Origin of the sequence: Glycomyces sp. MUSA5-2, assembly GCF_037034145.1 — a bacterium.
Taxonomy (GTDB): Bacteria; Actinomycetota; Actinomycetes; order Mycobacteriales; family Micromonosporaceae; genus Glycomyces; species Glycomyces artemisiae.
Map to the genome: position 1 here is coordinate 85,617 of NZ_JBAGKG010000008.1, position 24,486 is coordinate 110,102.

At 72.5% G+C, this 24,486-nt stretch carries 25 protein-coding genes; 22 read left to right on the forward strand and 3 right to left on the reverse strand.

Annotation, left to right across the window (positions count from 1 at the left end; all coding sequences use genetic code 11):
- The 17 genes from WA640_RS22700 (at position 1) to WA640_RS22780 (ending at position 17,999) form a co-directional block, all read left to right on the forward strand.
- Positions 1-975: an ABC transporter permease gene (locus WA640_RS22700; RefSeq protein ID WP_335990779.1), complete on the forward strand. Its 975-nt coding sequence runs from the start codon at positions 1-3 to the stop codon at positions 973-975.
- On the forward strand, positions 972-1,970 hold the full coding sequence (locus WA640_RS22705; protein WP_335990781.1) for an ABC transporter permease: 999 nt from the start codon (positions 972-974) through the stop codon (positions 1,968-1,970). Before WA640_RS22700 ends, WA640_RS22705 begins: the two co-directional genes overlap by 4 nt.
- The gene (locus WA640_RS22710; protein WP_335990782.1) at positions 1,967-2,803 is read left to right on the forward strand and encodes an ABC transporter ATP-binding protein; all 837 of its coding nucleotides are present in this window, start codon (positions 1,967-1,969) and stop codon (positions 2,801-2,803) included. Before WA640_RS22705 ends, WA640_RS22710 begins: the two co-directional genes overlap by 4 nt.
- The gene (locus WA640_RS22715) at positions 2,800-3,657 is read left to right on the forward strand and encodes an ATP-binding cassette domain-containing protein (protein WP_106366220.1); all 858 of its coding nucleotides are present in this window, start codon (positions 2,800-2,802) and stop codon (positions 3,655-3,657) included. The genes WA640_RS22710 and WA640_RS22715 overlap by 4 nt, the downstream gene beginning before the upstream one ends.
- On the forward strand, positions 3,654-4,943 hold the full coding sequence (locus WA640_RS22720) for an alpha/beta fold hydrolase (protein WP_335990783.1): 1,290 nt from the start codon (positions 3,654-3,656) through the stop codon (positions 4,941-4,943). The genes WA640_RS22715 and WA640_RS22720 overlap by 4 nt, the downstream gene beginning before the upstream one ends.
- Entirely contained in the window at positions 4,940-6,340 is a 1,401-nt protein-coding gene (locus WA640_RS22725; RefSeq protein ID WP_335990784.1) for an aminopeptidase P family protein, read from the forward strand. The genes WA640_RS22720 and WA640_RS22725 overlap by 4 nt, the downstream gene beginning before the upstream one ends.
- Positions 6,337-8,994 (forward strand): beta-L-arabinofuranosidase domain-containing protein, encoded by a 2,658-nt coding sequence (locus WA640_RS22730; RefSeq protein ID WP_335990786.1) that lies wholly within the window; start codon positions 6,337-6,339, stop codon positions 8,992-8,994. Before WA640_RS22725 ends, WA640_RS22730 begins: the two co-directional genes overlap by 4 nt.
- A gap of 76 nt (positions 8,995-9,070) precedes the next feature.
- Positions 9,071-9,748: a GntR family transcriptional regulator gene (locus WA640_RS22735; protein ID WP_335990788.1), complete on the forward strand. Its 678-nt coding sequence runs from the start codon at positions 9,071-9,073 to the stop codon at positions 9,746-9,748.
- 96 nt (positions 9,749-9,844) lie between these two features.
- The gene (locus WA640_RS22740) at positions 9,845-11,029 is read left to right on the forward strand and encodes an NAD(P)/FAD-dependent oxidoreductase (protein ID WP_335990789.1); all 1,185 of its coding nucleotides are present in this window, start codon (positions 9,845-9,847) and stop codon (positions 11,027-11,029) included.
- Entirely contained in the window at positions 11,026-11,355 is a 330-nt protein-coding gene (locus tag WA640_RS22745) for a (2Fe-2S)-binding protein (protein WP_335990790.1), read from the forward strand. Before WA640_RS22740 ends, WA640_RS22745 begins: the two co-directional genes overlap by 4 nt.
- Positions 11,352-12,746: an FAD-dependent oxidoreductase gene (locus WA640_RS22750; RefSeq protein WP_335990791.1), complete on the forward strand. Its 1,395-nt coding sequence runs from the start codon at positions 11,352-11,354 to the stop codon at positions 12,744-12,746. Before WA640_RS22745 ends, WA640_RS22750 begins: the two co-directional genes overlap by 4 nt.
- Complete coding sequence (locus tag WA640_RS22755; protein WP_335990792.1) at positions 12,739-13,656, forward strand: dihydrodipicolinate synthase family protein; 918 nt, start codon at positions 12,739-12,741, stop codon at positions 13,654-13,656. The genes WA640_RS22750 and WA640_RS22755 overlap by 8 nt, the downstream gene beginning before the upstream one ends.
- A 59-nt stretch (positions 13,657-13,715) precedes the next feature.
- The gene (locus WA640_RS22760; protein WP_335990794.1) at positions 13,716-14,717 is read left to right on the forward strand and encodes a proline racemase family protein; all 1,002 of its coding nucleotides are present in this window, start codon (positions 13,716-13,718) and stop codon (positions 14,715-14,717) included.
- An 8-nt stretch (positions 14,718-14,725) separates the two neighbouring features.
- Positions 14,726-16,198, forward strand: a complete 1,473-nt coding sequence (locus WA640_RS22765; protein WP_335990796.1) for an aldehyde dehydrogenase (NADP(+)) — start codon at positions 14,726-14,728, stop codon at positions 16,196-16,198.
- A gap of 52 nt (positions 16,199-16,250) precedes the next feature.
- Entirely contained in the window at positions 16,251-16,769 is a 519-nt protein-coding gene (locus WA640_RS22770) for an acyl-CoA thioesterase (protein ID WP_106366209.1), read from the forward strand.
- 23 nt (positions 16,770-16,792) lie between these two features.
- A complete protein-coding gene (locus tag WA640_RS22775) occupies positions 16,793-17,539 on the forward strand; it encodes an AraC family transcriptional regulator (protein WP_335990800.1) in 747 nt (248 codons plus the stop codon).
- 49 nt (positions 17,540-17,588) lie between these two features.
- Complete coding sequence (locus tag WA640_RS22780) at positions 17,589-17,999, forward strand: VOC family protein (RefSeq protein ID WP_335990802.1); 411 nt, start codon at positions 17,589-17,591, stop codon at positions 17,997-17,999.
- On the opposite strand, the gene WA640_RS22785 is transcribed toward WA640_RS22780, so the two are convergent.
- Positions 17,942-18,919 carry a DMT family transporter gene (locus WA640_RS22785; RefSeq protein WP_335990803.1) on the reverse strand — a complete coding sequence of 326 codons (978 nt, stop codon included), beginning with the start codon at positions 18,917-18,919 and terminating at the stop codon, positions 17,942-17,944. The two genes, WA640_RS22780 and WA640_RS22785, sit on opposite strands and share 58 nt — an antisense overlap.
- A 23-nt stretch (positions 18,920-18,942) precedes the next feature.
- On the reverse strand, positions 18,943-19,794 hold the full coding sequence (locus WA640_RS22790) for a class I SAM-dependent methyltransferase (RefSeq protein ID WP_335990804.1): 852 nt from the start codon (positions 19,792-19,794) through the stop codon (positions 18,943-18,945).
- A 59-nt stretch (positions 19,795-19,853) separates the two neighbouring features.
- Between WA640_RS22790 and WA640_RS22795 the strand changes: the two genes are divergently transcribed.
- The 4 genes from WA640_RS22795 (at position 19,854) to WA640_RS22810 (ending at position 21,763) form a co-directional block, all read left to right on the forward strand.
- The gene (locus tag WA640_RS22795) at positions 19,854-20,399 is read left to right on the forward strand and encodes a hypothetical protein (protein WP_335990806.1); all 546 of its coding nucleotides are present in this window, start codon (positions 19,854-19,856) and stop codon (positions 20,397-20,399) included.
- Between the two features lie 92 nt (positions 20,400-20,491).
- Positions 20,492-20,953 (forward strand): SRPBCC domain-containing protein, encoded by a 462-nt coding sequence (locus WA640_RS22800; protein WP_335990808.1) that lies wholly within the window; start codon positions 20,492-20,494, stop codon positions 20,951-20,953.
- On the forward strand, positions 20,950-21,318 hold the full coding sequence (locus WA640_RS22805; RefSeq protein ID WP_335990809.1) for an ArsR/SmtB family transcription factor: 369 nt from the start codon (positions 20,950-20,952) through the stop codon (positions 21,316-21,318). The genes WA640_RS22800 and WA640_RS22805 overlap by 4 nt, the downstream gene beginning before the upstream one ends.
- A gap of 4 nt (positions 21,319-21,322) precedes the next feature.
- Positions 21,323-21,763: an SRPBCC family protein gene (locus WA640_RS22810; RefSeq protein ID WP_335990811.1), complete on the forward strand. Its 441-nt coding sequence runs from the start codon at positions 21,323-21,325 to the stop codon at positions 21,761-21,763.
- 39 nt (positions 21,764-21,802) lie between these two features.
- Here the strand turns inward: WA640_RS22810 and WA640_RS22815 are convergent, their stop codons facing one another.
- Complete coding sequence (locus tag WA640_RS22815; protein WP_335990812.1) at positions 21,803-23,767, reverse strand: ABC1 kinase family protein; 1,965 nt, start codon at positions 23,765-23,767, stop codon at positions 21,803-21,805.
- A 155-nt stretch (positions 23,768-23,922) separates the two neighbouring features.
- Between WA640_RS22815 and WA640_RS22820 the strand changes: the two genes are divergently transcribed.
- A complete protein-coding gene (locus WA640_RS22820; RefSeq protein WP_335990814.1) occupies positions 23,923-24,483 on the forward strand; it encodes an NUDIX domain-containing protein in 561 nt (186 codons plus the stop codon).
- Positions 24,484-24,486 lie beyond the last annotated feature (3 nt).

Genomic DNA, 24,486 nt, shown 5'->3' on the forward strand with positions numbered 1-24,486 from the left:
ATGACCTTCACTCCGACCGAACTCGAAGCTGAAGGCGCAGCGGGCGGCGAGGCGACGGGCGACCCCGCGTCGTCCTCGCCGCCCGCCTCAGGGCGCCGCCTCGTCCGCGCCTTCATGCGCGACCGCGCCGCGGTCGCCTGCGCCGCCTACATCCTCGTCGTCGTCCTGATGGCACTGACGGCCCCGCTCCTGGTCAAGCTCTCCGGCTACGGCCCCCTGGAGTTCGACCAGTCCGCCGTGGACCCGAACCTCGGCGGGCTCCCGCTCGGGTGGGGCGGCGGCATCGGGGCCGACCACTGGTTCGGCGTCGAACCGGGCAACGGCCGCGACATCTTCGCGCGGATCGTCTACGGCGCCAGGGTGTCGATGACGATCGCGCTCCTCGCGACCGCGCTCACCTCGACCCTCGGCGTCGTCTTCGGCCTCATCGCCGGGTACTTCGGCGGGCGCACCGACATGGTGATCTCCCGGATCATGGAGTTCCTGATGGCCTTCCCGGCCCTCATCTTCATGATCGCGGTGCTCTCCGCGCTCCCGGCCGAGAACCGGCAGGCCCTCCTCGTCGTCGTCATCTCGTTCTTCGGCTGGCCCTACCTGGCCCGGATCGTCCGCGGCCAGACCATGTCCCTGAAGCAGCGCGAGTTCGTGGAGTCCGCGAAGGCCTCGGGCGCCTCCAGTGCCCAGATCATCTTCAAGGAGATCCTCCCGAACCTCTCCTCCACGATCATCGTCATGACCACGCTCGCGGTCCCCGGGTACGTCGGCACCGAGGCCGGCCTCTCGTTCCTCGGCGTGGGCGTCGTCCCGCCGACCCCCTCGTGGGGCCAGATGATCGCCTCCTCCGTGTCCTGGTACGCCGTCGACCCCGCGTACTTCCTGTTCCCGGGCGCGTTCCTGTTCCTGCTGGTGCTGTCGTTCACCGTCCTCGGCGACCGCATCAAGAAGATCGCCGAGTCCGGGGAGGCCCGCTCATGATCCGCTTCCTCGCGAACCGCCTGCTGGGCATGGCCGTCGTGCTGTTCCTGGTGTGCCTGTTCACCTACGTGATCTTCTTCGTGCTCTCGCCCGACCCGGCCGTGCAGATCTGCGGCAAGAACTGCACGCCCGAGGCCATCGACCAGATCCGCGCGAACCTCGGCCTCGACCAGCCGTTCTGGCAGCAGTTCTGGACGTTCCTGTCGGGACTGTTCGTCGGCCGCACCTACGGGACGGGCGCGAACGCCGTCGAATGCGTCGCGCCCTGCCTCGGCTACTCGTTCCAGTCGAGCCAGCCGGTCACCGACATGATCCTCCAGCGCCTGCCCGTCTCGGCCACGGTCGCCATCGGCGCCGCGGTGCTGTGGCTCCTCGCGGGCGTCTCCGCCGGGCTCGTCTCCGCTGTTCGCGAAGGCAAGTTCACTGACCGGTTCATCACCGGCCTCACCCTCACCGGCATGTCCGTCCCGAACTACGTCCTCGCCCTGTCGCTCCAGTTCCTCCTGGTCGTCACGCTCGGATGGCTCCCGTTCCCGCAGGCCGTGCCGTTCAGCGAGGACCCGCTCCAGTGGTTCATGAACTTCCTCATGCCCTGGATCGTGCTCTCCATCGGCGCCGCCGCCGTCTACACCAGGCTCACCCGCGCCAACGTCATCGAGACCCTCCAGGAGAACTACGTGCGCACCGCCCGCGCGAAGGGCCTCAGCCCCGGCCTCGTCTGGCGGCGCCACGCCCTGCGCCCGGCCCTCACGCCGATCGTCACGATCTTCGGCATGGACTTCGCCGGGCTCCTCGGCGGCGCCCTCATCACCGAGACCGTGTTCGGCCTCAACGGCGTCGGCAAGCTCGCCGCCGACTCGATCACCAAGAACGACCAGCCCGTCATCATGGGCGTCACGCTCCTCGCGGCGTTCCTCGTCGTCGTCGGCAACATGGTCGTCGACCTGCTGTACACCGCGATCGACCCGCGGGTGCGCGTGGGGAGCGCGGCATGACCGGCCACCCGCTCCTGCGCGTCCGCGACCTCACCGTCGGCTTCACCACAGCCGCCGGGCACACCGACGTCGTCAAGCACCTCGCCTTCGACCTGCCGCGCGGCGGCGCCCTCGGCATCGTCGGCGAATCCGGCTCAGGCAAGTCCATGACGAGCCTCGCCATCATGGGCCTGCTCCCCAAGGGCGCCAAGCGCACCGGCTCCATCGAACTCGACGGCAGGGAACTCACCACCCTGCGCGAACGCGAGATGCAGGCGATCCGCGGCGACCGCATCGCCATGGTCTTCCAGGATCCGCTGTCCTCGCTCAACCCGTACTACACCGTGGGCACCCAGATCGCCGAGGCCTACCGCTCGCACCGCACCGGCGTCACCCGCCGCGAGGCCCGCAACGTGGCGATCGAGGCGATGGAACGCGTCCACATCCGCGACGCCGCCCGCCGCGTCGACCACTACCCGCACCAGTTCTCCGGCGGCATGCGCCAGCGCGTCATGATCGCGATGACCCTGAGCATGGAGCCCGACCTCATCATCGCCGACGAGCCCACCACCGCCCTCGACGTCACCGTCCAGGCCCAGATCCTCGACCTCCTGGCCGAGATCCGCCGTGACACCGGCGCCGGGCTCATCCTCATCACCCACGACCTCGCCGTCGTCAGCGAGGTCGCCGACCAGATCGTCGTCATGCGCGAGGGCGACCTCGTCGAGCAGGGCACCGCCGAGCGGGTCTTCTGCGACCCGCAGGCCGACTACACCCGCATGCTCCTCGACGCCGTCCCCCGCATCGACGACGAGATCGGGCTGCTGCGCACCACGTCAGAGGAGGACCGATGAGCGAACCCCTGCTCCGCGCGAGCAACCTCGTCAAGGAGTTCGCGATCCGCGGCAACGGCCTCCTGGGCCGCACCGCGACGCTCCGCGCCGTCGACGACGTGTCCCTCGAAGTGCGCACCGGCGAGACGCTCGCGCTCGTCGGCGAATCGGGCTCCGGGAAGTCCACCACCGCGCGCCTCATCGCCCGGCTCATCGACACCACCGCCGGGACCATCGAGTTCGCCGGGCGGGAGGTCCACGCCCTCACCGGGAAGGACCTCCACGCGTACCGCGGCGAAGTGCAGGTGGTCTTCCAGGACCCGTACTCGTCCCTGAACCCGAAGCACACCGTCGAGCGGATCGTCACCGCCCCGCTCGTCTACCAGAAGCGCCCGGTCCCCGGCGGTGCGCGGGTGTTCACCAAGGCGCTCATGGAGCGCGTCGGCCTCAACCCCGACCACTCGGCGCGCTTCCCCGCCCAGTTCTCCGGCGGGCAGGCCCAGCGCATCGGCATCGCCCGCGCGCTCGCGGTCTCGCCGAGGCTCATCATCGCCGACGAGGCCGTCTCGGCGCTCGACGTGTCGGTGCAGGCGCAGGTCATCAACCTCCTGCGGCGCCTTCAGGACGAGGAGGGCTTCAGCTACCTGTTCATCGCGCACGACCTGGCGGTGGTGCGGCAGATCGCGACCCGCGTCGCGGTCATGAACGAGGGCCGGATCGTCGAGTCCGGCGAGCGCGACCGGGTCTTCGAGGACCCGCAGGACCCGTACACGCGCAAGCTCCTCGCGGCCGTCCCTAGGATCAGGCCGGAATGGGACGCCGCACGGCGCCGCAACGAGGCGGCGCGGCGGGAGCGACAGGAGGCGGAAGCATGACCACAGTGGAGTACTCGATGCCGGGCATGCGGGTCAGCGAGCGGTACGTGGACGTGCCGCTCGACTGGGCCGACCCGTCCCGCGGCACGATCGAGGTGTTCGTGCGCGAACTCGTCGACCCCGACAAGCGCGGCGCCGACCTGCCGCTGCTCACCTACCTCCAGGGCGGCCCCGGCGGTGCGAACCCGCGGCCCCTCAAGGCCGACGGCTGGATCGAGGAGGCCCTGGACGACTACCGCGTGGTCCTCGTCGACCAGCGCGGCACCGGCCGCAGCACCCCGCTCGACGCGCAGATCGTGGCCGAGCTCGGGGACGCCGAGGCCGGAGCCGACTACCTCGCGTGCTTCCGCGCCGACTCGATCGTGCGCGACCTCGAACACGTGCGCGCCCACGTCTACGGCGGTCGCAAGTGGACGACCCTCGCGCAGTCCTACGGCGGCTGGCTCACCCTCGCCTACCTTTCGCACGCGCCCGAGGCGCTCGCCGCCGCGTACGTGTGCGGCGGCATCCCCGGCAACCCGATGAGCGCCGACGAGGTCTACCGCCGCACCTTCGACCGCGTCGCCGCCAAGACCGCCGAGTACTACCGCCGCTACCCGCACGACGCCGACGCCGTCGCGGCCATCGCCGACCGGCTCGCCGCCGAGCCGGTGCTCCTGCCGGACGGCGACGTGCTCACCGTGCGCCGCTTCCAGTCCCTCGGGATCGACTTCGGCATGAAGCCCGGCTTCGAGCGGATGCACTGGCTCGTGGAGCACGCGTTCATCCGCGACGGCCGCCTCTCCGAAGGCTTCCTCGCCGACGTCCTCGCCCGGACCTCCTCCGCCGCGAACCCGCTCTTCTGGACCCTCCAGGAGTCCATCTACGGCGACGGCCCGAACGGCCCCACCGCGTGGGCCGCGCAGCGCGAGCGCGACCGCCGCCCCGAGTTCAATGAAGACGTGCGCCCGCTCCCGTTCACCGGCGAGATGGCGTTCCCGTGGATGTTCGAGGAGGTCCGGCTCCTGCGCGGCTTCGCACCCGCAGTGCACGCCCTCGCCGAGCGCCGCGAGTGGAGCCGCGTCTTCGACCCCGACCGCCTGGCCGCCAACGAGGTCCCCGTCGCCGCGGTCGTCTACTTCGACGACATGTACGTCGACTCCGGCCTGCAACTGGACACCCTCGGCGGCCTCGGCAACGCCCAGGCGTGGGTGACCAACGAGTTCGAGCACGACGGCATCGGGTCGGGCCGGGTCCTCACCCGCCTGCGCGGCCTGGTCCGCGACCGAGGAGGAGAACGCCGATGACACGGCCGCCGTACGCGGGCACCCGCTACCCGAAGCTGACCGAGACCCCCGCGTTCACCGAGTACATCGCCACCGGCTGGGGCACCGGACCGGTCCCCGCGACCCCCGTCCCCGGCGCCCCCGAAGCGGCCGCGGCCCACCGCGACCGCCTCAGCGCCCGCCTGCCCGGCGAGACGATCGCGGTCGCCGCCGGGACCGCGCCGGTCCGCAACGACGACAACGACTACGCCTTCCGCGCCGACAGCTCCTTCACGTGGCTCACCGGCGCCCAGATCGAAGGCGCCGTCCTCGTCATGACCCCGCGGCCCGGCGGCCACGACGCCCGCCTGTTCATGCCCCCGCCGTTCCGCCCCGGCGACACCGGGTTCTTCGCGAACGCCGCCCACGGCGAACTCTGGGTCGGCGCCTCCCCGGGCCTGCCCGAATGGGCCGACGCCCTCGGCCTCGCCGTCGCACCGCTGGCCGACCTCGACGGCCTCGACCTCACCGGAGCCCTCGCCACCGCCACCCAGGCCGCCGCGCTCGGCCTCGAACCCTCCCCGCTCCTCGACCGCCGCCTCTCGCAACTGCGGATGATCAAGGACGACTGGGAGATCGCGCAGCTGCGCGAGGCCGTCGACGCCACCGTCGCGGGCTTCGCCGCCGTCGCCGCCGAGATCCCGCGCGCCATCACTGAGGACCTCGGCGAGCGCTGGCTCCAAGGCACCTTCGACCGCCACGCCCGCACCTTCGGCAACGGCACCGGCTACACCACCATCGTCGGCTCCGGCCCCCACGCGCCCACCCTCCACTGGGTCCGCTGCGACGGCCCGGTCCTGCCCGACGAGGTGCTCCTCCTCGACATGGGCGTCGAGGCCCGCAGCCTCTACACCGCCGACGTCACCCGCACCCTCCCCGCCTCCGGGACCTTCAGCCCCCGCCAGCGCGAAGTCCACGACCTCGTGGAGCGGGCCCACCGCGCCGGGCTCGCGCAGATCAAGCCCGGCACCGAGTACCTCGACTTCCACTACGCCGCAATGGAGGTCATCGCCACCGGCCTCCACGACTGGGGCCTCCTCCCGGTGTCCGTGGACGAGGCGCTCTCCCCGGAAGGCCAGCAGCACCGCCGCTACCTCGCCTGCGGCATCGGCCACCACCTCGGCCTCGACGTCCACGACTGCTCCAAGGCCGAGTACGAGGACTACATGGGCGCCGACCTCGAACCAGGTGTCGTCATGACCGTCGAACCCGGCCTGTACTTCCACGCCAACGACCTCACCGTCCCGCCGGAACTGCGCGGCATCGGCGTGCGCCTCGAAGACGACGTGCTCGTCACTGACACCGGCTCCGAAGTGCTCTCAGCGGCCCTCCCCATCGACGCCGACGGCATCGAGACCTGGACGAAGGCGCAGCAATGACCGACCTGTTGCAGCCCTTCCCCCTCGGCGCCGCCCGCATCCACGACGGCAGCGTCTTCGCCCGCGCCCGAACGGAACTGCTCCACCTCGCCCGCGCCTACCCCGTGGACCGCCTCCTCGCGGTCTTCCGCCGCAACGCCGGACTCGACACCCGCGGGGCCCTCCCGCCCGGGAACTGGGAGGACTTCGGCCATCCGGGCGAAGACGCCTGGGGCGAGCACGACTACCCCGGCCGCGAGCACGCCCAGACCGCGAACCTCCTGCGCGGCCACTACGCGGGCCACTTCCTCTCGATGCTCGCCATCGCCGCCGCGGGCGAGGACGATTCCGTGCTGCAGGCCAAAGTGGACGCGTTCGTGGCCGGGCTCGGCGAGGTCCAGGCCGCGCTGGCGGCCACGGGCCGGTACTCGCATTACGGCTTCCTCGCCGCGTACGGCGAATGGCAGTTCACCCGCCTGGAGGACTTCGCGCCGTACGGGGAGATCTGGGCTCCCTACTACACCTGCCATAAGATCATGGCCGGGCTGCTCGACGCTTACGAACTCGTCGGCAACCGGCAGGCCCTCGACCTCGCCGTCGGAATGGGCCGCTGGGTCCACGGCCGCCTCTCGCGGCTCGACCCCGAACGGCGCCAGCGCATGTGGTCGCTCTACATCGCGGGCGAGTTCGGCGGCATGAACGAGACCATGGCCCGGCTCAGCGCCGCCGCCGAGGAGCCGCGCTTCCTGGAGACCGCGGCGTTCTTCGACCAGGACCGCCTGCTCGACGCGGGCGCCTCGCGCACCGACGTGCTCACCGACATGCACGCCAACCAGCACCTGCCGCAGCTCATCGGCTACGTCGACGAGTACGAGCAGACCGGTGAGCGCCGCTATCTCGATGCGGCCCTTGGCATCTGGGACCAGGTCGTGCCCGGCCGCACGTACGCCCACGGCGGCACCGGCGAGAGCGAGCTGTGGGGCCCGCCCGAGACCGTCGCGGGCGACGTCGGCCACCGCAACGCCGAGACCTGCGCCAGCTACAACCTGCTGAAGCTCGCGCGCCGCCTCTTCGCGCACACCCGCGACCCCCGCTACATGGCCTACTACGAGCGTACGGTCCTCAACCACATCCTCGGCTCGCGCCGCGCGGTCCGCTCGGACACCAGCCCCGAGGTCACGTACATGTTCCCGGTCCACCCGGGCGCGCTGCGCGAGTACGACAACGTCGGCACCTGCTGCGGCGGCACCGGCCTGGAGAACCACGTCAAGTACCAGGACACGGTCTTCCTCGCCGCCCCCGACGGCCTCTACGCGAACCTCGCGCTGGACGCCGACCTCGACTGGGCCGACGCGGGCCTGCACGTCTCGCAGCGCTCCGGCTTCCCGCTGGGGGAGTCCGTGTCGCTCCGCTTCTCCGGTTCCGGCGACGGCACCGAGCGCACGGTGCGCCTCCGCGTCCCCGCTTGGGCCGCAGGCGAACCGGAACTGCGCCTCAACGGCGAACGCCTCGACGCCCCGCCCGCGGGGGAGTACGCCGCGGTCACCCGCGCCTGGCAGGACGGCGACGAACTCGCCCTGACCACGCCTGTCTCGCTGCACACCGAAGCCGCCGTGGACGACCCGCGCCAGTGCGCGCTGTTCCTCGGCGCGACGCTCCTGCTCGCCAAGTCCGACGCCACGACCGGCCTCGCGTTCCCCCTCAACGGCCGCCGCGCCTTCGACGGGAGCCTCATCACCGGCCGCACCGGCGCCGAACTCCTCGCCGAACTGGGCCGCGACGGCGCGATCGAACTGGACGGCATCGCCTTCGAGCCGTGCTGGAACGGCGAGGACGGCAGGTACCACATGTACCTGCGGTCCGCCGACGCCGAGATCGCGTTCGGCGGCAACGGGACCGGCGTCCCGAACCGCCAGCGCGCCGACGGGTCCACCTTCCTCGACGAGCTGTGGGCCCCCGGGTCCTTCGCCGACCGGACCGCGTTCCTCGCCCGCGCCGCCGACACGGCCGCCCGGGTGCGCGCCGAAGGGCTCCTGGGCCGCGACGAACTCGCGACCGTGCTCGCCGCCGCGGCCGCGTTCGACGGCGCCACCGGCACGCCCCGCGCCGTCGACCCCGCCGACGTCCCCACCGTTCTTGACACTGGCAAGATACCGCCTGCGGTCGCCATCGAGGTCCTCGACGAGCCCGCGCCCTCCGGCTGGTATACCACCGCGCCGCGAATCCGCCTGCGCGGCTTCGACATCGACGGCGCCGACGGCGACCTTCAGCTGGAACTGCGCCTCTCCGGCGGTGACTGGGCCCCGTACACCGGGCCCGTCGCCGTCACGGAGGAAGGCGTCCACCGCATAGAGGCCCGCGTGACCGACGCCGAAGGCCGCACGGGCGCCGTGAGCCGCGAACTGAGCGTCGACACCGCGCCGCCCGTCTCGCGGGCCGTCGTGAAGGACCTCGGTGCGAGCGTGGAGATCACACTCCACGCCGACGACGGCGTGTCCGGTGTGGAGCGCATACAGTGGGAGGGGCCCGGCACGTTCTGGGGCACGTTCCAGGAGGCGTTCACGCGCGCGATCGACGACGAGCCGCAGGTGATCGAGTACGCCGCGACCGACCGCGCCGGGAACGAGGAGCCGCGGCGGCGCCTCGTCATCCCAGGAAAGCGTGATCGGCCATGACCAGCGGAATCGTCGCCGGCATCGCGTACACTGCACGGCGGCGCGGCCAGTGCGCCATGTGGGGAGCGGAACCATCATGTTGACCTCTGACAATCGCCTCGAACCGGGAGAAAGCCTGCGCGCGCGCGTGGAGCGGACCTTGTCGACGGCGATCATCTCCGGCGAGCTCGCGCCCGGGGCGCTCCTGACGGTGCCGCGCCTGGCCGAGCAGTTCGCCGTGTCGGCGACGCCGGTCCGGGAGGCGATCCTCGACCTGGAGAAGCGCGGGTTCGTGGAGCCGGTGCGCAACAAGGGCTTCCGCGTCACGGCCGTGAGCGACGACCTGCTGCACGACATCGTGGAGATCCGGCTGCTGCTGGAGCCGCCCGCGATGGCGCGCCTCGCCGCCGCGTTCCCGACCGAGCGGCTCGCCGAGCTGCGCACGCAGGCCGACGAGATCGTCGCGGGCGCCCGCTCGGGCGACCTCACCGCGTACCTGCTCGCCGACCAGAAGTTCCACCTGGAGCTGACCGCGATCCTCGGCAACCCGGTGCTCGTGGAGACCATCGCCGAGCTGCGGGCCCGCACCCGCCTGGTCGGCCTGGTCTCGCTCGTGGAGACGAGCATGCTCGACGTCTCCGCGGCCGAGCACCACCGGCTCCTCGACCACCTCGTGGCGGGCGACGCCGACGCGTGCGAGGAGCTCATGCGCCAGCACATCGGCCACGCCGTCGGCTGGTGGGCGGGCAAAGCGGAGGAACCAGCGGCGGATTAGGCCGTTCGCCTGTCGGCGGCGGCACTCCGGTGCAGGGTCGTGTACAGAGGACGGCCCGGCACTGTTGAAATATGTGACATATTACAAGGAGGGAACGTGAACGCAGACGTCGTCGTCATCGGCGCCGGCATCGTCGGCGCCGCGTGCGCGCGGGCGCTCGCCCGGACGGGCCTGAGCGTGGCCGTCGTCGACCGCGGCGCCCCCGCCAGCGCCACCAGCGCGCGCGGCGAGGGCAACCTCCTCGTCTCCGACAAGGCCCCCGGCCCGGAGCTCGACCTCGCGATGCTCGCCGCCGGCCACTGGCCGCACCTCGCCGCGTCCCTCGCCGACGAACTCGGTCCCGGGTTCCCCGACATCGAGTACGACCGCAAGGGCGGCGTCGTGGTCGCCACGACCGAGGAGGGCGCCGAACCGCTGCGGGCCTTCGCGAACGGCCAGGCCGCCGCGGGCGTCGAGGTCGCGCACCTGACGCCTGGCGAAGCGCTCTCCCTTGAGCCCCACCTGAACCCGGCCATCACCGCCGCCGTCCACTACCCGCAGGACGCGCAGCTCCAGCCCGTCGTCGCCACCGAGGCGCTCCTCGCCTCCGCGCGCCGCGCCGGAGTCCGGGTCCTCGCGCACCAGGAGGTGATCGGCCTCGTCCGCGACGGCGAGCGGATCACCGGCGTGCGTACCGCGGCCGAGACCATCGGCACGTCGGCGGTTGTGGTCGCGGCCGGGCCCTGGTCCGGCGAGGTCGCCGGAGTCCTCGGCGCGGACCTGCCGGTGCGCCCCCGCCGCGGCATGGTCCTGGTGACCGCCCGCATGGCCCAGCGCGTGTTCCACAAGGTCTACGACGGCGACTACTTCGGCGCCACCCAGTCCGCCGACGCCGACCTCCAGACCTCCAGCGTCGTCGAGTCCACCCCCGGCGGGACCGTCCTCATCGGATCGAGCCGCCAGCAGATCGGCTTCGACGACCGGCTGCGCGTCAACGTGCTCGCCGAGGTCGCGGCGCGCGCGCTGCGGCTGTTCCCGTTCCTCGCGGGCACGCCCGTGATCCGCGCGTACGGCGGCTTCCGCCCCTACGTGCCCGACCACCTCCCGGTCGTCGGCGAGGACCCCCGCCACCTCGGGCTCTGGTACGCCACCGGCCACGAAGGCGCCGGGATCGGCCTCGCGGGCGTCACCGGCGACCTCCTGTGCGCCCAGCTCACCGGGGCCGCGCCCGCGCTCGACCCGGCCCCGTTCCAGCCGTCCCGGCCGTCGCTGGCCGCCCATCTGACGGGAGGCGCCGCATGAGCGCGATCGTCCCTTGGGAGACCGACCCGATCCGCCCCGACGAGCCGAAGCCGCTGCGCATCACCGTCGACGGCACGAGCATCGAAGGGCTGCAAGGCCAGTCGATCGCGGGCGTCCTCCTCGCGCACGGCGCCACCGAATGGCGCACCACGACCGCGGGCCGCCGCCGCGGCGTGTTCTGCGGGATCGGCGTGTGCTTCGACTGCATCGCCACCGTCAACGGCGAATCCGACGTGCGGCTGTGCCTGCGCCGCGCGAACGACGGCGACAGCGTTGCGACGCAAGACGACAGCGCCACTGCGAACGACCAGGAGGGAGCGCAATGACCCACGTCCTCGTCATCGGCGCGGGCCCGGCCGGGCTCTCGGCCGCGGTCGCCGCGGGCGACGCGGGCGCCCGCGTCACCCTCCTGGACTCAGGGGACGGCCTCGGCGGCCAGTACTGGCGCCACCTGCCCCCGCAGCGACCCGCGCAGCGCGAGGCCCGCCTCCACCACGGCTGGGCCGCCTTCGACCGCCTCCGCGGCAGCCTCGCGGGCGTCGAAGTGGTGACCGAGGCCCAGGTGTGGGCCATCGAGACCGCCGACGGCATCGCCGTCCACGTCCTGATCGGCCCCGCCGACGCGGGCGGACGCGCGGCCCGCACGTTCACCCCCGACGCGCTGGTCCTCGCCACGGGCGCCCACGACCGCACGCTCCCGTTCCCCGGCTGGAACCTCCCCGGCGTGTTCTCCGCCGGGGCCGCCCAGGCGCTCGCGAAAGGCGAGCGCGTCGCCGTCGGCCGCCGCGCCGTCGTCGCCGGGGCCGGACCGTTCCTGCTCCCCGTCGCCCAGTCCCTCACGGCCGCAGGCGCACACGTGGTCGGCGTCTACGAGGCCGCCCGCCCCGCCGTGCTCGCCAGAGGCTGGCTCCCGCGGCCCTGGCGGCTCTTCGGCGCCGCCCGCAAGGGCGGCGAACTCGCCGGGTACGCCGCGCACCACCTCGGCCGCCGCGTCCCGTACCGGCTCGGCCGCGCCGTCATCGAGGCCCGCGGCGACGGCCGCGTCGAACAGGTCGTCACCGCCCGCCTGAACCCCGACTGGTCGCCGATCCCGGGCACCGAGCGGACCCTCGCGGCCGACGCCGTCTGCGTCTCCCACGGGTTCACGCCCCGCCTCGAACTGCCGATCGCCGCCGGGTGCCGCATCGGCCCCGACCGCTTCGTCGCCGTCGACGCCGACCAGCGCACCAGCGTCGAATCCGTCTACGCCGCAGGGGAGATCACCGGCATCGGCGGCGTCGACGCGGCGCTGGTCGAAGGCCGCATCGCCGGGGCCCGCGCCGCGGGAGCCCCCGCCGCCGCCGCGGACCTGAAGCGGCGCACCGCCACCACCGATTTCGCGCGTCGCATCGACGCCGCCCACGGCATCCGCCGCGGGTGGACGTCGTGGCTTCGCGACGACACCGTCGTCTGCCGCTGCGAAGAGGTCGCTTACGGGCCCCTCCGCGACGCGGCGGCCGCGACGGACCAGGCCTCACTGCGCTCCCTGAAGCTCACCTCCCGTGCGGGACTGGGCATCTGCCAGGCACGCATGTGCGGACGCACCGTGGAGGAGCTCACCGGCGCAGACCCCGCCCGCGCCGAGGACACCACCGACCGGCGGCCCCTGGCCGCGCCCATCAGGCTCGGCGACCTCGCCGCGCCGGCCACCACCTGTGGGAAGGACACCCATGTCTAGCAAGAACTTCGACCTCGGAGGCGTCATCGTCGCCACCACCCTCGCCTTCAAGGAGGACCCGAAGGCGCCGGGCGGCCTCGCCGTCGACTACGACAGGTTCGCCGAGCACTGCGACTTCCTCATGCGCAACGGCTGCCGCGGCGTCGGCCCGAACGGGTCCCTCGGCGAGTACTCCTCGCTCACCGACGAGGAGCGGCGCAAGGTCGTCCAGGTCGCCGTCGAGACCGTCGGGGACCGCGGCCTCGTCGTCGCGGGCGTCCACGGCGTCGGCTGGCACCAGGCCGTCCAGTGGGCCGAGTACGCCAAGGAGGACGGCGCCGACGGCGTGCTCCTCCTGCCGCCCACGATCTACCGCGCCAACCGCGGCGAGGTCCTGGAGCACTACGCCAAGGTCAACGAGGTCGGGCTGCCGATCATGATGTACAACAACCCGATCGACACCAAGGTCGACCTGGTCCCCGACCTCGTCGCCGAGCTCTACGAGCTGGAGAACGTCGTGGCGATCAAGGAGTTCTCCACCGACGTGCGCCGCGTCCTCGAAATCAAGGAGCGCTGCGGCATCGACGTCATCGCCGGGGCCGACGACCTCCTCTTCGAGTCTCTCGTCGTCGGGGCCACCGGCTGGTTCGCCGGGTACCCCAACGCGTTCCCCGCCGAGGCCGTCGAGATCTACACGCTCGTGCAGGAAGGCCGCATCGAGGAGGCCCGCCACCTCTACTCAGGGCTCGTCCCGGTGTTCCGCTGGGACTCCAAGACCGAGTTCGTGCAGGCCATCAAGCTGTCGATGGACATCGCCGGGCACTCGTACGGCGGCGCCACCCGCCCGCCGCGCGGCCCCCTCTCCCAGGCCCAGCACGACCAGGTCGTGCGCGACACCCGCCGCGCCCTGGACTTCGCCGCCTCGCGGTGACGCCCCGCGCCCTGTACGGTGCACACTGCCGTACAGGGCGCCCCAGCGGAAGGACGAACATGCGAACGAACCGCGTCATCAGCGCCGTCGACTCCCACACCGAGGGCATGCCCACCAGGGTCGTCACCGGCGGCGTCGGCGTCATCCCCGGCGCCACCATGAACGACAAGCGCCTCCACTTCATCGAGCACCTCGACGACCTGCGGCTGTTCCTCATGAACGAGCCGCGCGGCCACGCCGCGATGAGCGGCGCGATCCTCCAGCCCTCCACCCGCCCCGACTGCGACTGGGGCGTCGTCTACATCGAGGTCTCCGGGTGCCTGCCCATGTGCGGGCACGGCACCATCGGCGTCGCCACCGTCCTCGTCGAGACCGGCATGGTCCCCGTGACCGAACCGGTCACGGAGATCCGCCTCGACACCCCCGCCGGGCCCGTCACCGCCCGCGTCGCCGTCGAGGACGGCCGCGCCGCCTCGGTCACCATCGAGAACGTCCCCAGCTACGTCGACACCCTCGACGCTGCTGTCGAGGTCCCCGGGTACGGCACCGTCCCCTACTCGATGGCCTTCGGCGGCAACTTCTACGCCATGGTCGACCTCGACGCCGTCGGCCTGCCCTTCGACCGGGCCCGCCAGCAGGACATCCTCAAGGCCGGGCTCGCGATCATGGACGCGATCAACACGACCGCCCCGCCGCTCCACCCCGAGATCACGGGCCTCGACCACTGCCACCACGTCGAGTTCATCGCCCCCGGCTCCGACGCGAAGCACTCGCGCCACGCCATGGCGATCCACCCCGGCTGGTTCGACCGGTCCCCCTGCGGCACCGGCACGTCCGCGCGCATGGCTGAACTGTGGGCCCGCGGGGAACTCGACCTCGACACCGACTTCGTGAACGAGTCGTTCATCGGCTCGCGCTTCATCGGGCGGCTCGTCCGCGAGACCACCGTGGGGGACCGGCCCGCCGTGGTCCCCACGGTGACCGGCCGCGCCTGGATCACCGGCACGGCCCAGTACATGCTCGACCCGACCGACCCGTTCCCGACCGGATTCCAGTTCTAGGAGAGCAGATGACGACCAGCATCGACACCGTTGCAAGGACCGCCGACGCGGCCGCCCGCGCGCTCGCCGACGTCCCGCCCGCCGTGCGCGCCAAGGCACTGGTGGTCTTCGCCGACGCGCTCACCAAGAACGCCGAGGAGCTCATCGCGCTGGCGATGGAGGAGACCGGGCTCGCCGAGGCCCGCCTGCGCGGCGAGCTCAAGCGCACCGCCGTGCAGCTGCGGCTGTTCGCCGACACGATCCTGGACGGCGCGTACCTCGACGTGCGGATCGACCGCGCCGACCCGGAGTTCGCGCTCGGGCCGCGCCCCGACGTGCGCAGCGGCAACGAACCGATCGGCCCGGTCCTCAACTTCGCGGCCGGGAACTTCCCGTTCGCGTTCTCCGTCGCCGGGGGCGACACCGCATCGGCGCTCGCCGCGGGCAACCCCGTCATCGTCAAGGCCCACCCGGGCCACCCGCGCCTGTCCCGCCGCACCGCCGAGGTCGGCGCCGCGGCCCTCGCCGCCGCCGGGCTGCCCGCGGGCACCTTGCAGCTCATCGAAGGCCAGGACGAGGGCACCGCGATGCTGAAGCACCCCTTGGTGAAGGCCGCGTCCTTCACCGGGTCGCTGCGCGCGGGCCGCCTCCTCGCCGACATCGCCGCCGCGCGCCCCGCACCGATCCCGTTCTACGGCGAGCTCGGCTCCGTCAACCCGGTCTTCGCGACCCCCGCGGCCATCGCCGAGCGCGGCCCCGAGTTCGCCGCGGGCCTCGCCGCGAGCGTCGGCGGCTCCGCCGGACAGCTGTGCACCAAGCCCGGCCTGGTGTTCCTCCCCGCCGACCACGGCCTCGACAAGGAGATCACGGCCGCCGTCGCGGCCGAGGAGCAGCGGATGCTCGACCCGCGCATCGCCGACGGCTACCTCCACCGCCGCGAGGCGATCCTGTCGGCCGCGGGCGTGCGCCTCGTCGCCCCCGGCTCGGTCCGCATCGACGAGGACGGCCAGGGCTGGGTCACGCCCACGATCGCGGCCGTCCCGCTCGCCGACTTCCGGCCCCACCCGGATGCGCTCCTGGGGGAGTGCTTCGGCCCGCTCACGATCCTCGTCGAGTCCCCCGAAGGCACCGACTACGCCGAACTGCTCGACACCCTCTTCGAAGGGGAGCTCACCGTCGCGGTCCACCGGGCCGACGGCGACGATGTCACCGCCCTCGTCCGCACCGCCGCCCGCCGCGCGGGCCGCGTCCTGTTCGACGGCTGGCCCACCGGCGTCGCCGTCACCCCCGCGATGCAGCACGGCGGCCCCTGGCCCGCCACGACCTCCGGCGGCACCAGCGTCGGCACCGCCGCCATCAAGCGCTTCGTGCGCGCCGTCGCCTACCAGAACGCCCCCGCCGAGGCCCTCCCGCCGGCCCTCCGCGACGACAACCCGTGGCGGGTCCCGCAGGCCGTCGCCCCCGCGGGCGAATCCGCCGCCTGGGGCGACCGTGCGATCTAGCTTTGCTACCCTCGGGTAACTTATCGGTCCTCCTCTCGACGGCGGTGCGCTCGTGAACCTGTACTTCCGGCTGCTGAACCTGTGGCTGCGCGCCCGCCGCCGGGGGCCGATCGGGCTGTGGGACACCGCCGTGACGCCGTTCCGGGTCGTCCCCACGGACCTCGACCCCTTGGGGCACATGACCAACGGCCGGTACCTGACGATCATGGACGTGGGCCGCCTCGACCTCATGCACCGCGCCGGGTTCCTCAAGAAGATGCGGGACGCGGGCTGGTACCCGGTGGTCGCCGGGCAGACCATCACCTACCGCAAGTCCCTCCAGCCGTGGCAGCGGTTCGAGGTCCACACCCGCGTGCTCGGCTTCGACGACCGCTGGGGCTACATCGAGCAGACCTTCCGCTCCGGCGACACCCTCTACGCCCAGGCGTACGTGCGCACCCGCTTCCTCAAGCGCGGCGGAGGGTCCGTCGAGCACGACGAGCTGGAGGCGCTCGCGGGCGGCTTCCCGGACTCCGAGGTCCCGCAGTGGCTCCTCGACCTGACCGCCGCCTCGCGCATCAACGGGAGCTGACGAACGCCGGTAGCATCGGGAACGTGGCTCAGGACCCGCCGATCCCCGGGCTCGAACACCGGCCCTCGGACTCCCCGTACGTCGAGCGCGTCTACCGGGTGGAACCCGGCGCGCCCGCGCCCACCCGCATGGTGTCCGTCGCGAACTCCAACTGGGAGCTCATCGCGTGGACCGCCGAGGGCGTCACCAGCGTGTCCGTGCGCGGCCCCGAGACCCGCCCCACCGTCGTCCCCATGGGCGGCGGCATGGACGGCGCCATCGGCATGATCTTCAGCCACGGCGCCCACCTGCGGCACCTTCCCGTCGGCGCCCTCGTCGACACCAGCGTCGACAGCCCGCACGCCACCGACCGCACGTTCGTCCTCGAAGGCGCCGAATGGGAGATCCCCGCCTACGGGAACGCCGAGACCTTCGCCGAACGGCTCGTCCGCGCCGGGCTCCTCGTGCGCGACCCGCTCGTCGCCGACGTCCTCGCCGGGGACACGCCCCTGCTGGTCACGCCCCGGTCCGTGCAGCGCCGCGTCGCCGCCGCCACCGGCCTCACCCAAGGGGCCATCCGCCAGATCGAGCGCGCCCGCCAGGCCGCGATGCTCCTCCAGGCGGGCACTCCCGCGGCCGAGGTCGTCCACCTCGTCGGCTACCACGACCAGCCCCACCTCGCCCGGTCCATGACCCGCTTCGTCGGCCGCAAGGCCACCCAGCTCCAGAAACCCGACCCCGACGAGATGCTGTCGCTTCTGTACAAGACGGGCGCCCAGGTGCGGCCTTAGATTCGTATCAGGCCGGAACGACCGGCCGAAACGAGTCAAGGAGGCCGTCATGGCGTTCACCCAGATCTACCTCAACCTCCCCGCCGCCGACCTCGAAGCGTCCAAGGCGTTCTACCTCGCCCTCGGCGGCACCCTCAACCCGCAGTTCACCGACGAGACCTCCGCGCAGGTCGTCCTCAGCGACGCGATCGCCTTGCAGCTCATGACCCACGAGCAGTTCTCCGGGTTCACCAAGCGCGAGATCGCCTCTGGCCCGGTCGAGGTCATCAACGCCCTCAGCGTCGAGTCCAAGGCGGAGGTCGACCGGCTCGTCGAGGCCGCGCTCGCCGCGGGCGGCACCGAGCCGCGCCCCGCCCAGGACATGGGCTGGCTCTACAACCGCGCCGTCGACGACCCCGACGGTCACTCGTGGGAGCTCCTCGCCTTCGACCCCTCCGCGATGCCCGGCGAGCCCGAGTAGCGACCCGCGGCGGGACCGGAGTCCGCCCCGGTCCCGCGGAACGCCTTCCAGTTGGTGAGCACCACGCCGCCGATGACGACCGCGCCGCCCGCCACCTGCGCCGCCGTCCACGGCTCGCCCGCGAGGATCGTGAACACCGCCGTGAACACCGTGATCAGGTTGAGGAACACGCCCGCCCGGCCCGGCGGGACCACCGTCAGCGCATGGTTCCACAGCAGGTACGACAGCACCGACGGGAACACCACGATGAACACCAGCGACCCCAGCGCCGCCCCCGTCCCCGGCCATGCCGGCCCGCCCGACGCAAGGCTGAACGGCGCCAGTACGACCACCGCCACCCCCGACTGGACCGCGGTCGACGTCACCGGCGGCAGCCGCGGCGCCCGCCGCCCCAGGACCGTGTACGCCGTCCACGCGGTGATCGCCACCAGCATGAGCAGCTCGCCGGTCCCGAACCCGCCGTGGAACAGCGATCCCAGGTCCCCGTCGCTGAGCACCACGAGCACCCCCGCGAGCGCGATGAGCACCCCGCCCACCGACAGCGGCGTCAGCCGCTCGCACAGGAACACCGCCGCCGCGAGCGTGATGAGCGCCGGATTGAACGCGTTCACCAGCGACGCGCTGAACGCGTCGGTGTGCTCCAGCGCCGCGTACAGCGGCAGGTTGTAGCCCACGATCCCGAAGGCGCTCAACGCGAGCAGCCACGGCCACGCCCGCGCGACCTCCCGCCAGCGCGGCCGCTCCACGAGCTGCGCGATCACCAGCAGCGGCACGAACGCGAGCGCCCAGCGCAGCAGCACCAGGCTGAGCGGGTCGATCGCCTCGACGGCGCGCTGGCCGATCACGTAGTTCCCGGCCCAGAACAAGGTCGCGCCGACGAGGGCCGCGACGGCGACCCACGTGGGTCTATTGGTGCTCAAGGGGTTCGGCTCTCATCGCAGGTTCAGTCGGGGTTGACCGCGTCGACCAGCCACACGGCGCCGGGGAAGCGCAGCACGCCGTCCACGAGGTGGCGCCGCAGCTCGGAGCGCACCTCGTCGAGGAGCGCGGCCCAGCCGTCCTCGCCGATGCGGGGGACCAGCTGCTCGCGGGCCATGCGCCCGACGCCGCCGCTCTCGACGCTGGTGAGCCGTTCCTCGACGCCGTCGGTCCCGTTGTAGCCGTAGTCGACCGTGAAGTCGAACGCCTCGATCCGCGGCACCCATCCGGCGTCTTCGAGGATCGCGGCGAGCCGCTCGCGGTCGGCGAACGCGGTCGGCCCGGGCGCGCCGGGCTCCTCGGGTCCGGGCGGCGGGTCGAGCCGCGCGCTGAGGACGCTCGACCCCATGCCGAACATGGGGTTCTCGGCCGCGCTCCGCCAGCACGCGAACACGAGCCGCGCCCCGGGCGCGGTCGCCTTGCGGATATTCGCGAACGCGGCCTCGGGGTCGTCGAAGAACATGACCCCGAACCGGGAGACGACCAGGTCGAACGGGTCGCCGGGGAGTTCGGCGAGGAGGTCGGCGGTCTGCGCGTCGGCGACGACCACGGCCGCCTCGGGCACGCGCCGCCTCGCCGCCGCGGCCATCCCCTCCGAGATGTCAACGCCCGCAGCCGAAGCCCCGGCCGCGACGCTCCGCTCCAGCAGCGTCCCGCTCCCGCAGCCCACGTCGAGTACCCGCTGCCCGGCCTCCGGCCGCGCCCGCTCCATGATCGCGGCGGTCACCGGCGCGAACACCGCGTCGAACACCGCCTCGTTCTTCACCCACCAGGAGGCCCCGTCGGTCCAGTTCTGCCGCATCGATTCATTCGCCACAACGGCCACCCTACTGAAGCGGGCGCGTGCTGGCCGGCCGCCCGGTCTATCGTGGCCCCATGACCCTGCTTCTCATGGGCGCCAACCCGTGCGCGACGGTGTTCGACGGCGGGCGGGCGGTCGCGTACGCCTCGGTGTGGCGGGTGGACTGGTCGGTGCGCGGCCCCGGGCACGCGCTGGTGCTCGCCGTGCCCGGCCGGGTTCGGATCATCGGGCCCGACCCGGAGCTGGGGCGCTGGCTGGGGACGGAGTTCAACCGGTACATCAAGCTGACCGGGGACATCGCCTGGTCGGAGCCGGAGTTCACGACGGCCGAGGTGTCCTTCGACCTCGACCTCGCCACGGGCCTGACGGCCGCGGCCGACGACGTGTCGGTCGCGATCTCCGGGCCGATCGAGCGGTACCTGACCCGCAAGGACGACTACGACCTGGGCGGGGTCCCGCATATCCTCTCGACGGTCTGGATCCCGTGCCGCGAGGCGGTGATCGCCGTCGGCGGCGAGCCGCTGCCCGGCGGGCCGCGGGTGGACGAGGCCGGGCCGATGTCCAGCGCGTTCATCGCCGACGCCGAGGTCTGGTGCACCGCGGACCACCCGCGGAAGTAGCCCTCGCGAAAAATATGCAACAAAACGTTGCGCGTTGTGCGAACCCCTGCTATCTTGAAAGGCAACCAAAGGTTGCACGTTAGGAGAAGGACATGAACGAGGAGTACGGCACGATCGAGCGGGAGATCCGGATCGACGCGACGCCGGAGGTCGTCTTCCAGGTGGTCAGCGACCCCGAGCACGTGAAGGACTGGTGGCCCGACGAGGCCGAATACGAGGCGGTCCCCGGGAAGGCCGGGCGGATCGGATTCCGGCAGGGCGACGGGACCGTGCAGTGGGAGCAGTTCACGGTGGTGGACGCAGCACCGCCGCGGATGTTCGCGTTCCGGTGGACGCACGCCGAAGGCGAGGAGGCCGCGAAGGGGAACTCGTTCCTCGTCACGTTCGAGCTCGAACCCGTCGGCGCCGGGACCCTCCTGCGCATGACCGAGACCGGTTTCCGCGAGCGCGGCTGGGCCGAGGCCGTCGCCGCCGAGGAGTACGCGGCCCACGTCCGGGGCTGGGACTTCTTCGTCCCGCGGCTGCCCGCGGCGGTTGCGAAGGCCGCGCGATGAGCACCGCCGTCGACGACGACCTGTGGTCGGCGGTCGGCGACCCGACCCGCCGCCGCATGATCGACCGGCTCCTCGCCGAGGGCTCCGGCACCGCCACCAGCCTCAGCGAGCAGCTCCCGGTGACCCGCCAGGCCGTCGCCAAGCACCTCGCCGTCCTCGACAGGGCCGGCCTCGTGCACGGCGCCGCCGCGGGCCGCGAACGCCGCTACCGCGTCGACGAAGCGCAGCTCGCGCGCGCCGTCGCCCAGCTCAACGCCGTGGGCTCCGCATGGGACTCGCGACTCGACCGCATCAAGCGCATCGCCGAGACCATCCAGCGCACCGGCGAACCCGACACCGAAACCGAACGCACCGAAAAGGAGTAAGACCATGGTCGACATCCTGCACCGCATCGCCGCCGAAGGCCGCACCGCCGACGACGTCTACGAGGCCCTCGCCACGATCGACGGCCTGCGCGGCTGGTGGACCGAGGACACCACCGGCTCCACCGAGCCCGGCGGCGTGATCGCCTTCCGCTTCCCCGCAGGCGGCTTCGACATGCGCGTCCTCGAATCCGAGCCCGGCAAGCGCGTCCTCTGGGAGGTGGTCGGCGGGACCCCCGAGTGGATCGGCACCCGCGTCCACTGGGACCTGCGCGACGAGAACGGCTGGGGGATCGTCCTGTTCAAGCACGAGGGCTGGGCCGAGCCGATCGAGTTCATGCACCACTGCTCCACCAAGTGGGCCGTGTTCCTCCTGAGCCTCAAGGCGCTCGTCGAGCACGGCAAGGGCGACCCCGCCCCGCACGACGTCCAGAACGACAACTGGTGACCGCCCGCCCGGCCGGCCCCTCCCGTCCGCGGGAGGGGCCTAGTCCTCGCGCGAGCGCTTCGTGAAGATGTCCGCCAGCACCCGCAGCGCCATCACCGACGCGATGAGCAGCAGCGAGAGCCCGAAGAATTGGAACAGTGTGAACGTCGCGGTCAGCATCGGCCCGGACTCGTTGCCCAGCAGCATCACCGCCATCACCCCGGAGGCCGCCGCGAGGACCGTCAGGAGCACCTGGTGCAGCCACGCGGTCACCGTGCGGCGGTCCTCCGACTTCGCGAAGAGCCGGAAGTTCACCGACAGCTGCCCCGACTCGACGGACGCCAGGAGCCGGTCGAACCGCCGCGGGAGCTTCCGCAGCACCGGGAGCAGGTCGTGGACCTCCTCGATGACGAGGTCCTGCACTGCGGCGGGGCGCAGGCGCCGCTCGGCGTAGCGCTGGCCGACGTCGCGGGCTTCGGCGATGAGGTCGAAGCCCGGGTCGATCGCGGTGAGGCACCCTTCGAGGGTGGCGAGCGTGCGGAACACGGCGGCGAGCTCGGGCGGGATCACGATGCGGTACTTGGCGATGATGCGGAACAGCTCGGTGAACATGCGGATGCCCGGGGCCGCGCCGGGCACGAGGTGGCGGGCCATGAACGAGCCGAGGGCCCGCTCGAACCCGGTCTGGTCGAGCTCGTCGGGGCGGCTGGAGACGCCGACGAGGGCGTCGGCGAGCGCGGGCCCGTCCTGGCGGTCCACGGCCTGGAGGATCGCCTCGAACGAGGCGCGCAGCTCCCGGTCGAGGCGCCCGACCGACCCGTAGTCGATGAGGCCGATCCGGTCGTCGTCCAGGAGCATGAGGTTCCCCGGGTGCGGGTCGGCGTGGAAGATCCCGTCGACCATGATCTCGTCCAGCAGCTCCCGCAGGAGTGCTGCGGCCAGTACGCGCCCGTCGAGGCCCCGGTCCGCGAGCGACGCAGAAGCGAGCGGGACGCCCGGCAGGCGCTCCATGACGAGCACCTGCTCGTCGGAGAGGTCCGCGTAGGGCCGCGGCACCCGCACCTCCGCCTGCCGCCGGTCGTGCGCGGCGGCGACCTGCGCGAGGTTGCGGGCCTCCACGGTGAAGTCGACCTCCTCGCGGAGCGCCTCGGCGAACCCGGCGGCCAGCCCGAGCACGTCCATCGAACGGCCCCAGGAAGTGTGGCGGTCGAGGCTGCGCGCGAGGCGCCGGATGATGTCGAGGTCGCGCTCCACGGTGACGTCAGCGCCGGGCCGCCGCACCTTCACCACGACGGCCTCGCCGCCGTGGAGGACCGCGGTGTGGACCTGCGCGATCGACGCCGCCGCAACGGGTTCGGGGTCGAACTCCGCGAACACCTCGCCGATCGGCGCCCCCGCGGCGGCCTCGACCAGGCGCACGGCGCTCGTCCCGGGGACCGGCGCGGCCTGGTCCTGGAGCTTCGACAGCTCCGCGATGTACACGGCCGGAAGGAGGTCGCGGCGGGTCGAGAGGATCTGCCCGAGCTTCACGAACGTGACGCCGGCGTCGTCGAGCGCGCGCCGCAGCGCCCGCGCCATCTCGGCATCCTGGGCCGCCAGCCGCCTGCCGCGCAGCAGCCCGATGAGGCCGTGGCGGGCCGCGATGGCGAGGATCTGGAGGTACCGGCGGGTCCGCCGCGTCCGGGTGCGCAGTCCCTTGAACCAGGTGCGCGCGGGCGGCACCGCGCCCGTGGGGATCACGGCCTCCCAGATCACCAGCAGGATCATCGCGATCACGGGCGCGGTGACGAGCGCGAGGACCCACACCGCGAACGTCCCTGGCATCTCTTCCGCGGTGGGCTCGCGGAACCGGAAGGGCGCCAGGAGGGACGGGAGGAGCCCGTACTGCATGACGCCGTAGCCGCACACCGAGACCACGACCAGGCGCCACAGCGTGTACCGCACGTCGAGCAGCCGGGTCGCGACGTACGCGACCGCCGCGGTGTTGAACGCGACGCCGAACACCGACAGCAGGAACTCGCTCATGGATCGGCCTTTCCGGACGGGACGGTGCTCGACAGCACAGGCTACGCCGGACGGTCCATCGAGTGCCGCCGCGCGCCGCGTGTCGCGGACCCCGCGCAATCGGACGCCGCGGTTCGAACAAGCGCATGTCGGACACCGCGTTTACGCTGAGTCCCATGACCATCGCAGAAGTGCCGCGACCGACCGCGGCCGAACCCGCACCGGATCGCGCCTTGGAATACAGTGCCCCGGTCGAGACCGAGTCCGGCGGCCGCACCACGATCCGCCGCAAGACCGCCCGCGCCGTGCTCCTCGACCACCACGGCCGCGTGCTGCTCCTGGACCGGCCCGCGAAGATCCGCGACGTCGGCGACCGCTACTTCCACACCCCCGGCGGCGCGATCGAACCCGGAGAGACCCCCGCCGAGGCCGCCGCCCGCGAGCTCGCCGAGGAACTCGATTTCCAGACGGCCCCAAGCGAACTCGGCACCCCGGTCGCCACCTGCTACAGCCTCCAGCAGCGCATCGCGACGGGCGAGTTCGTCGCCGCCGACGACGTATTCTTCCTGCTGCGCACCGACGCCGCCCGCACCCCGGCGGCCACGCCGCACGCGTGGCTCGACCCCGACGCCATGGACGCCGCCCCGGTGCGCATCCTCCCGCGCGGCCTGCCCGACCTGGTGCGCCGGTTGCTCGCCGAAGGGCCTCCGCAGACCCCGATCCACATCCGCTGGTAGCCG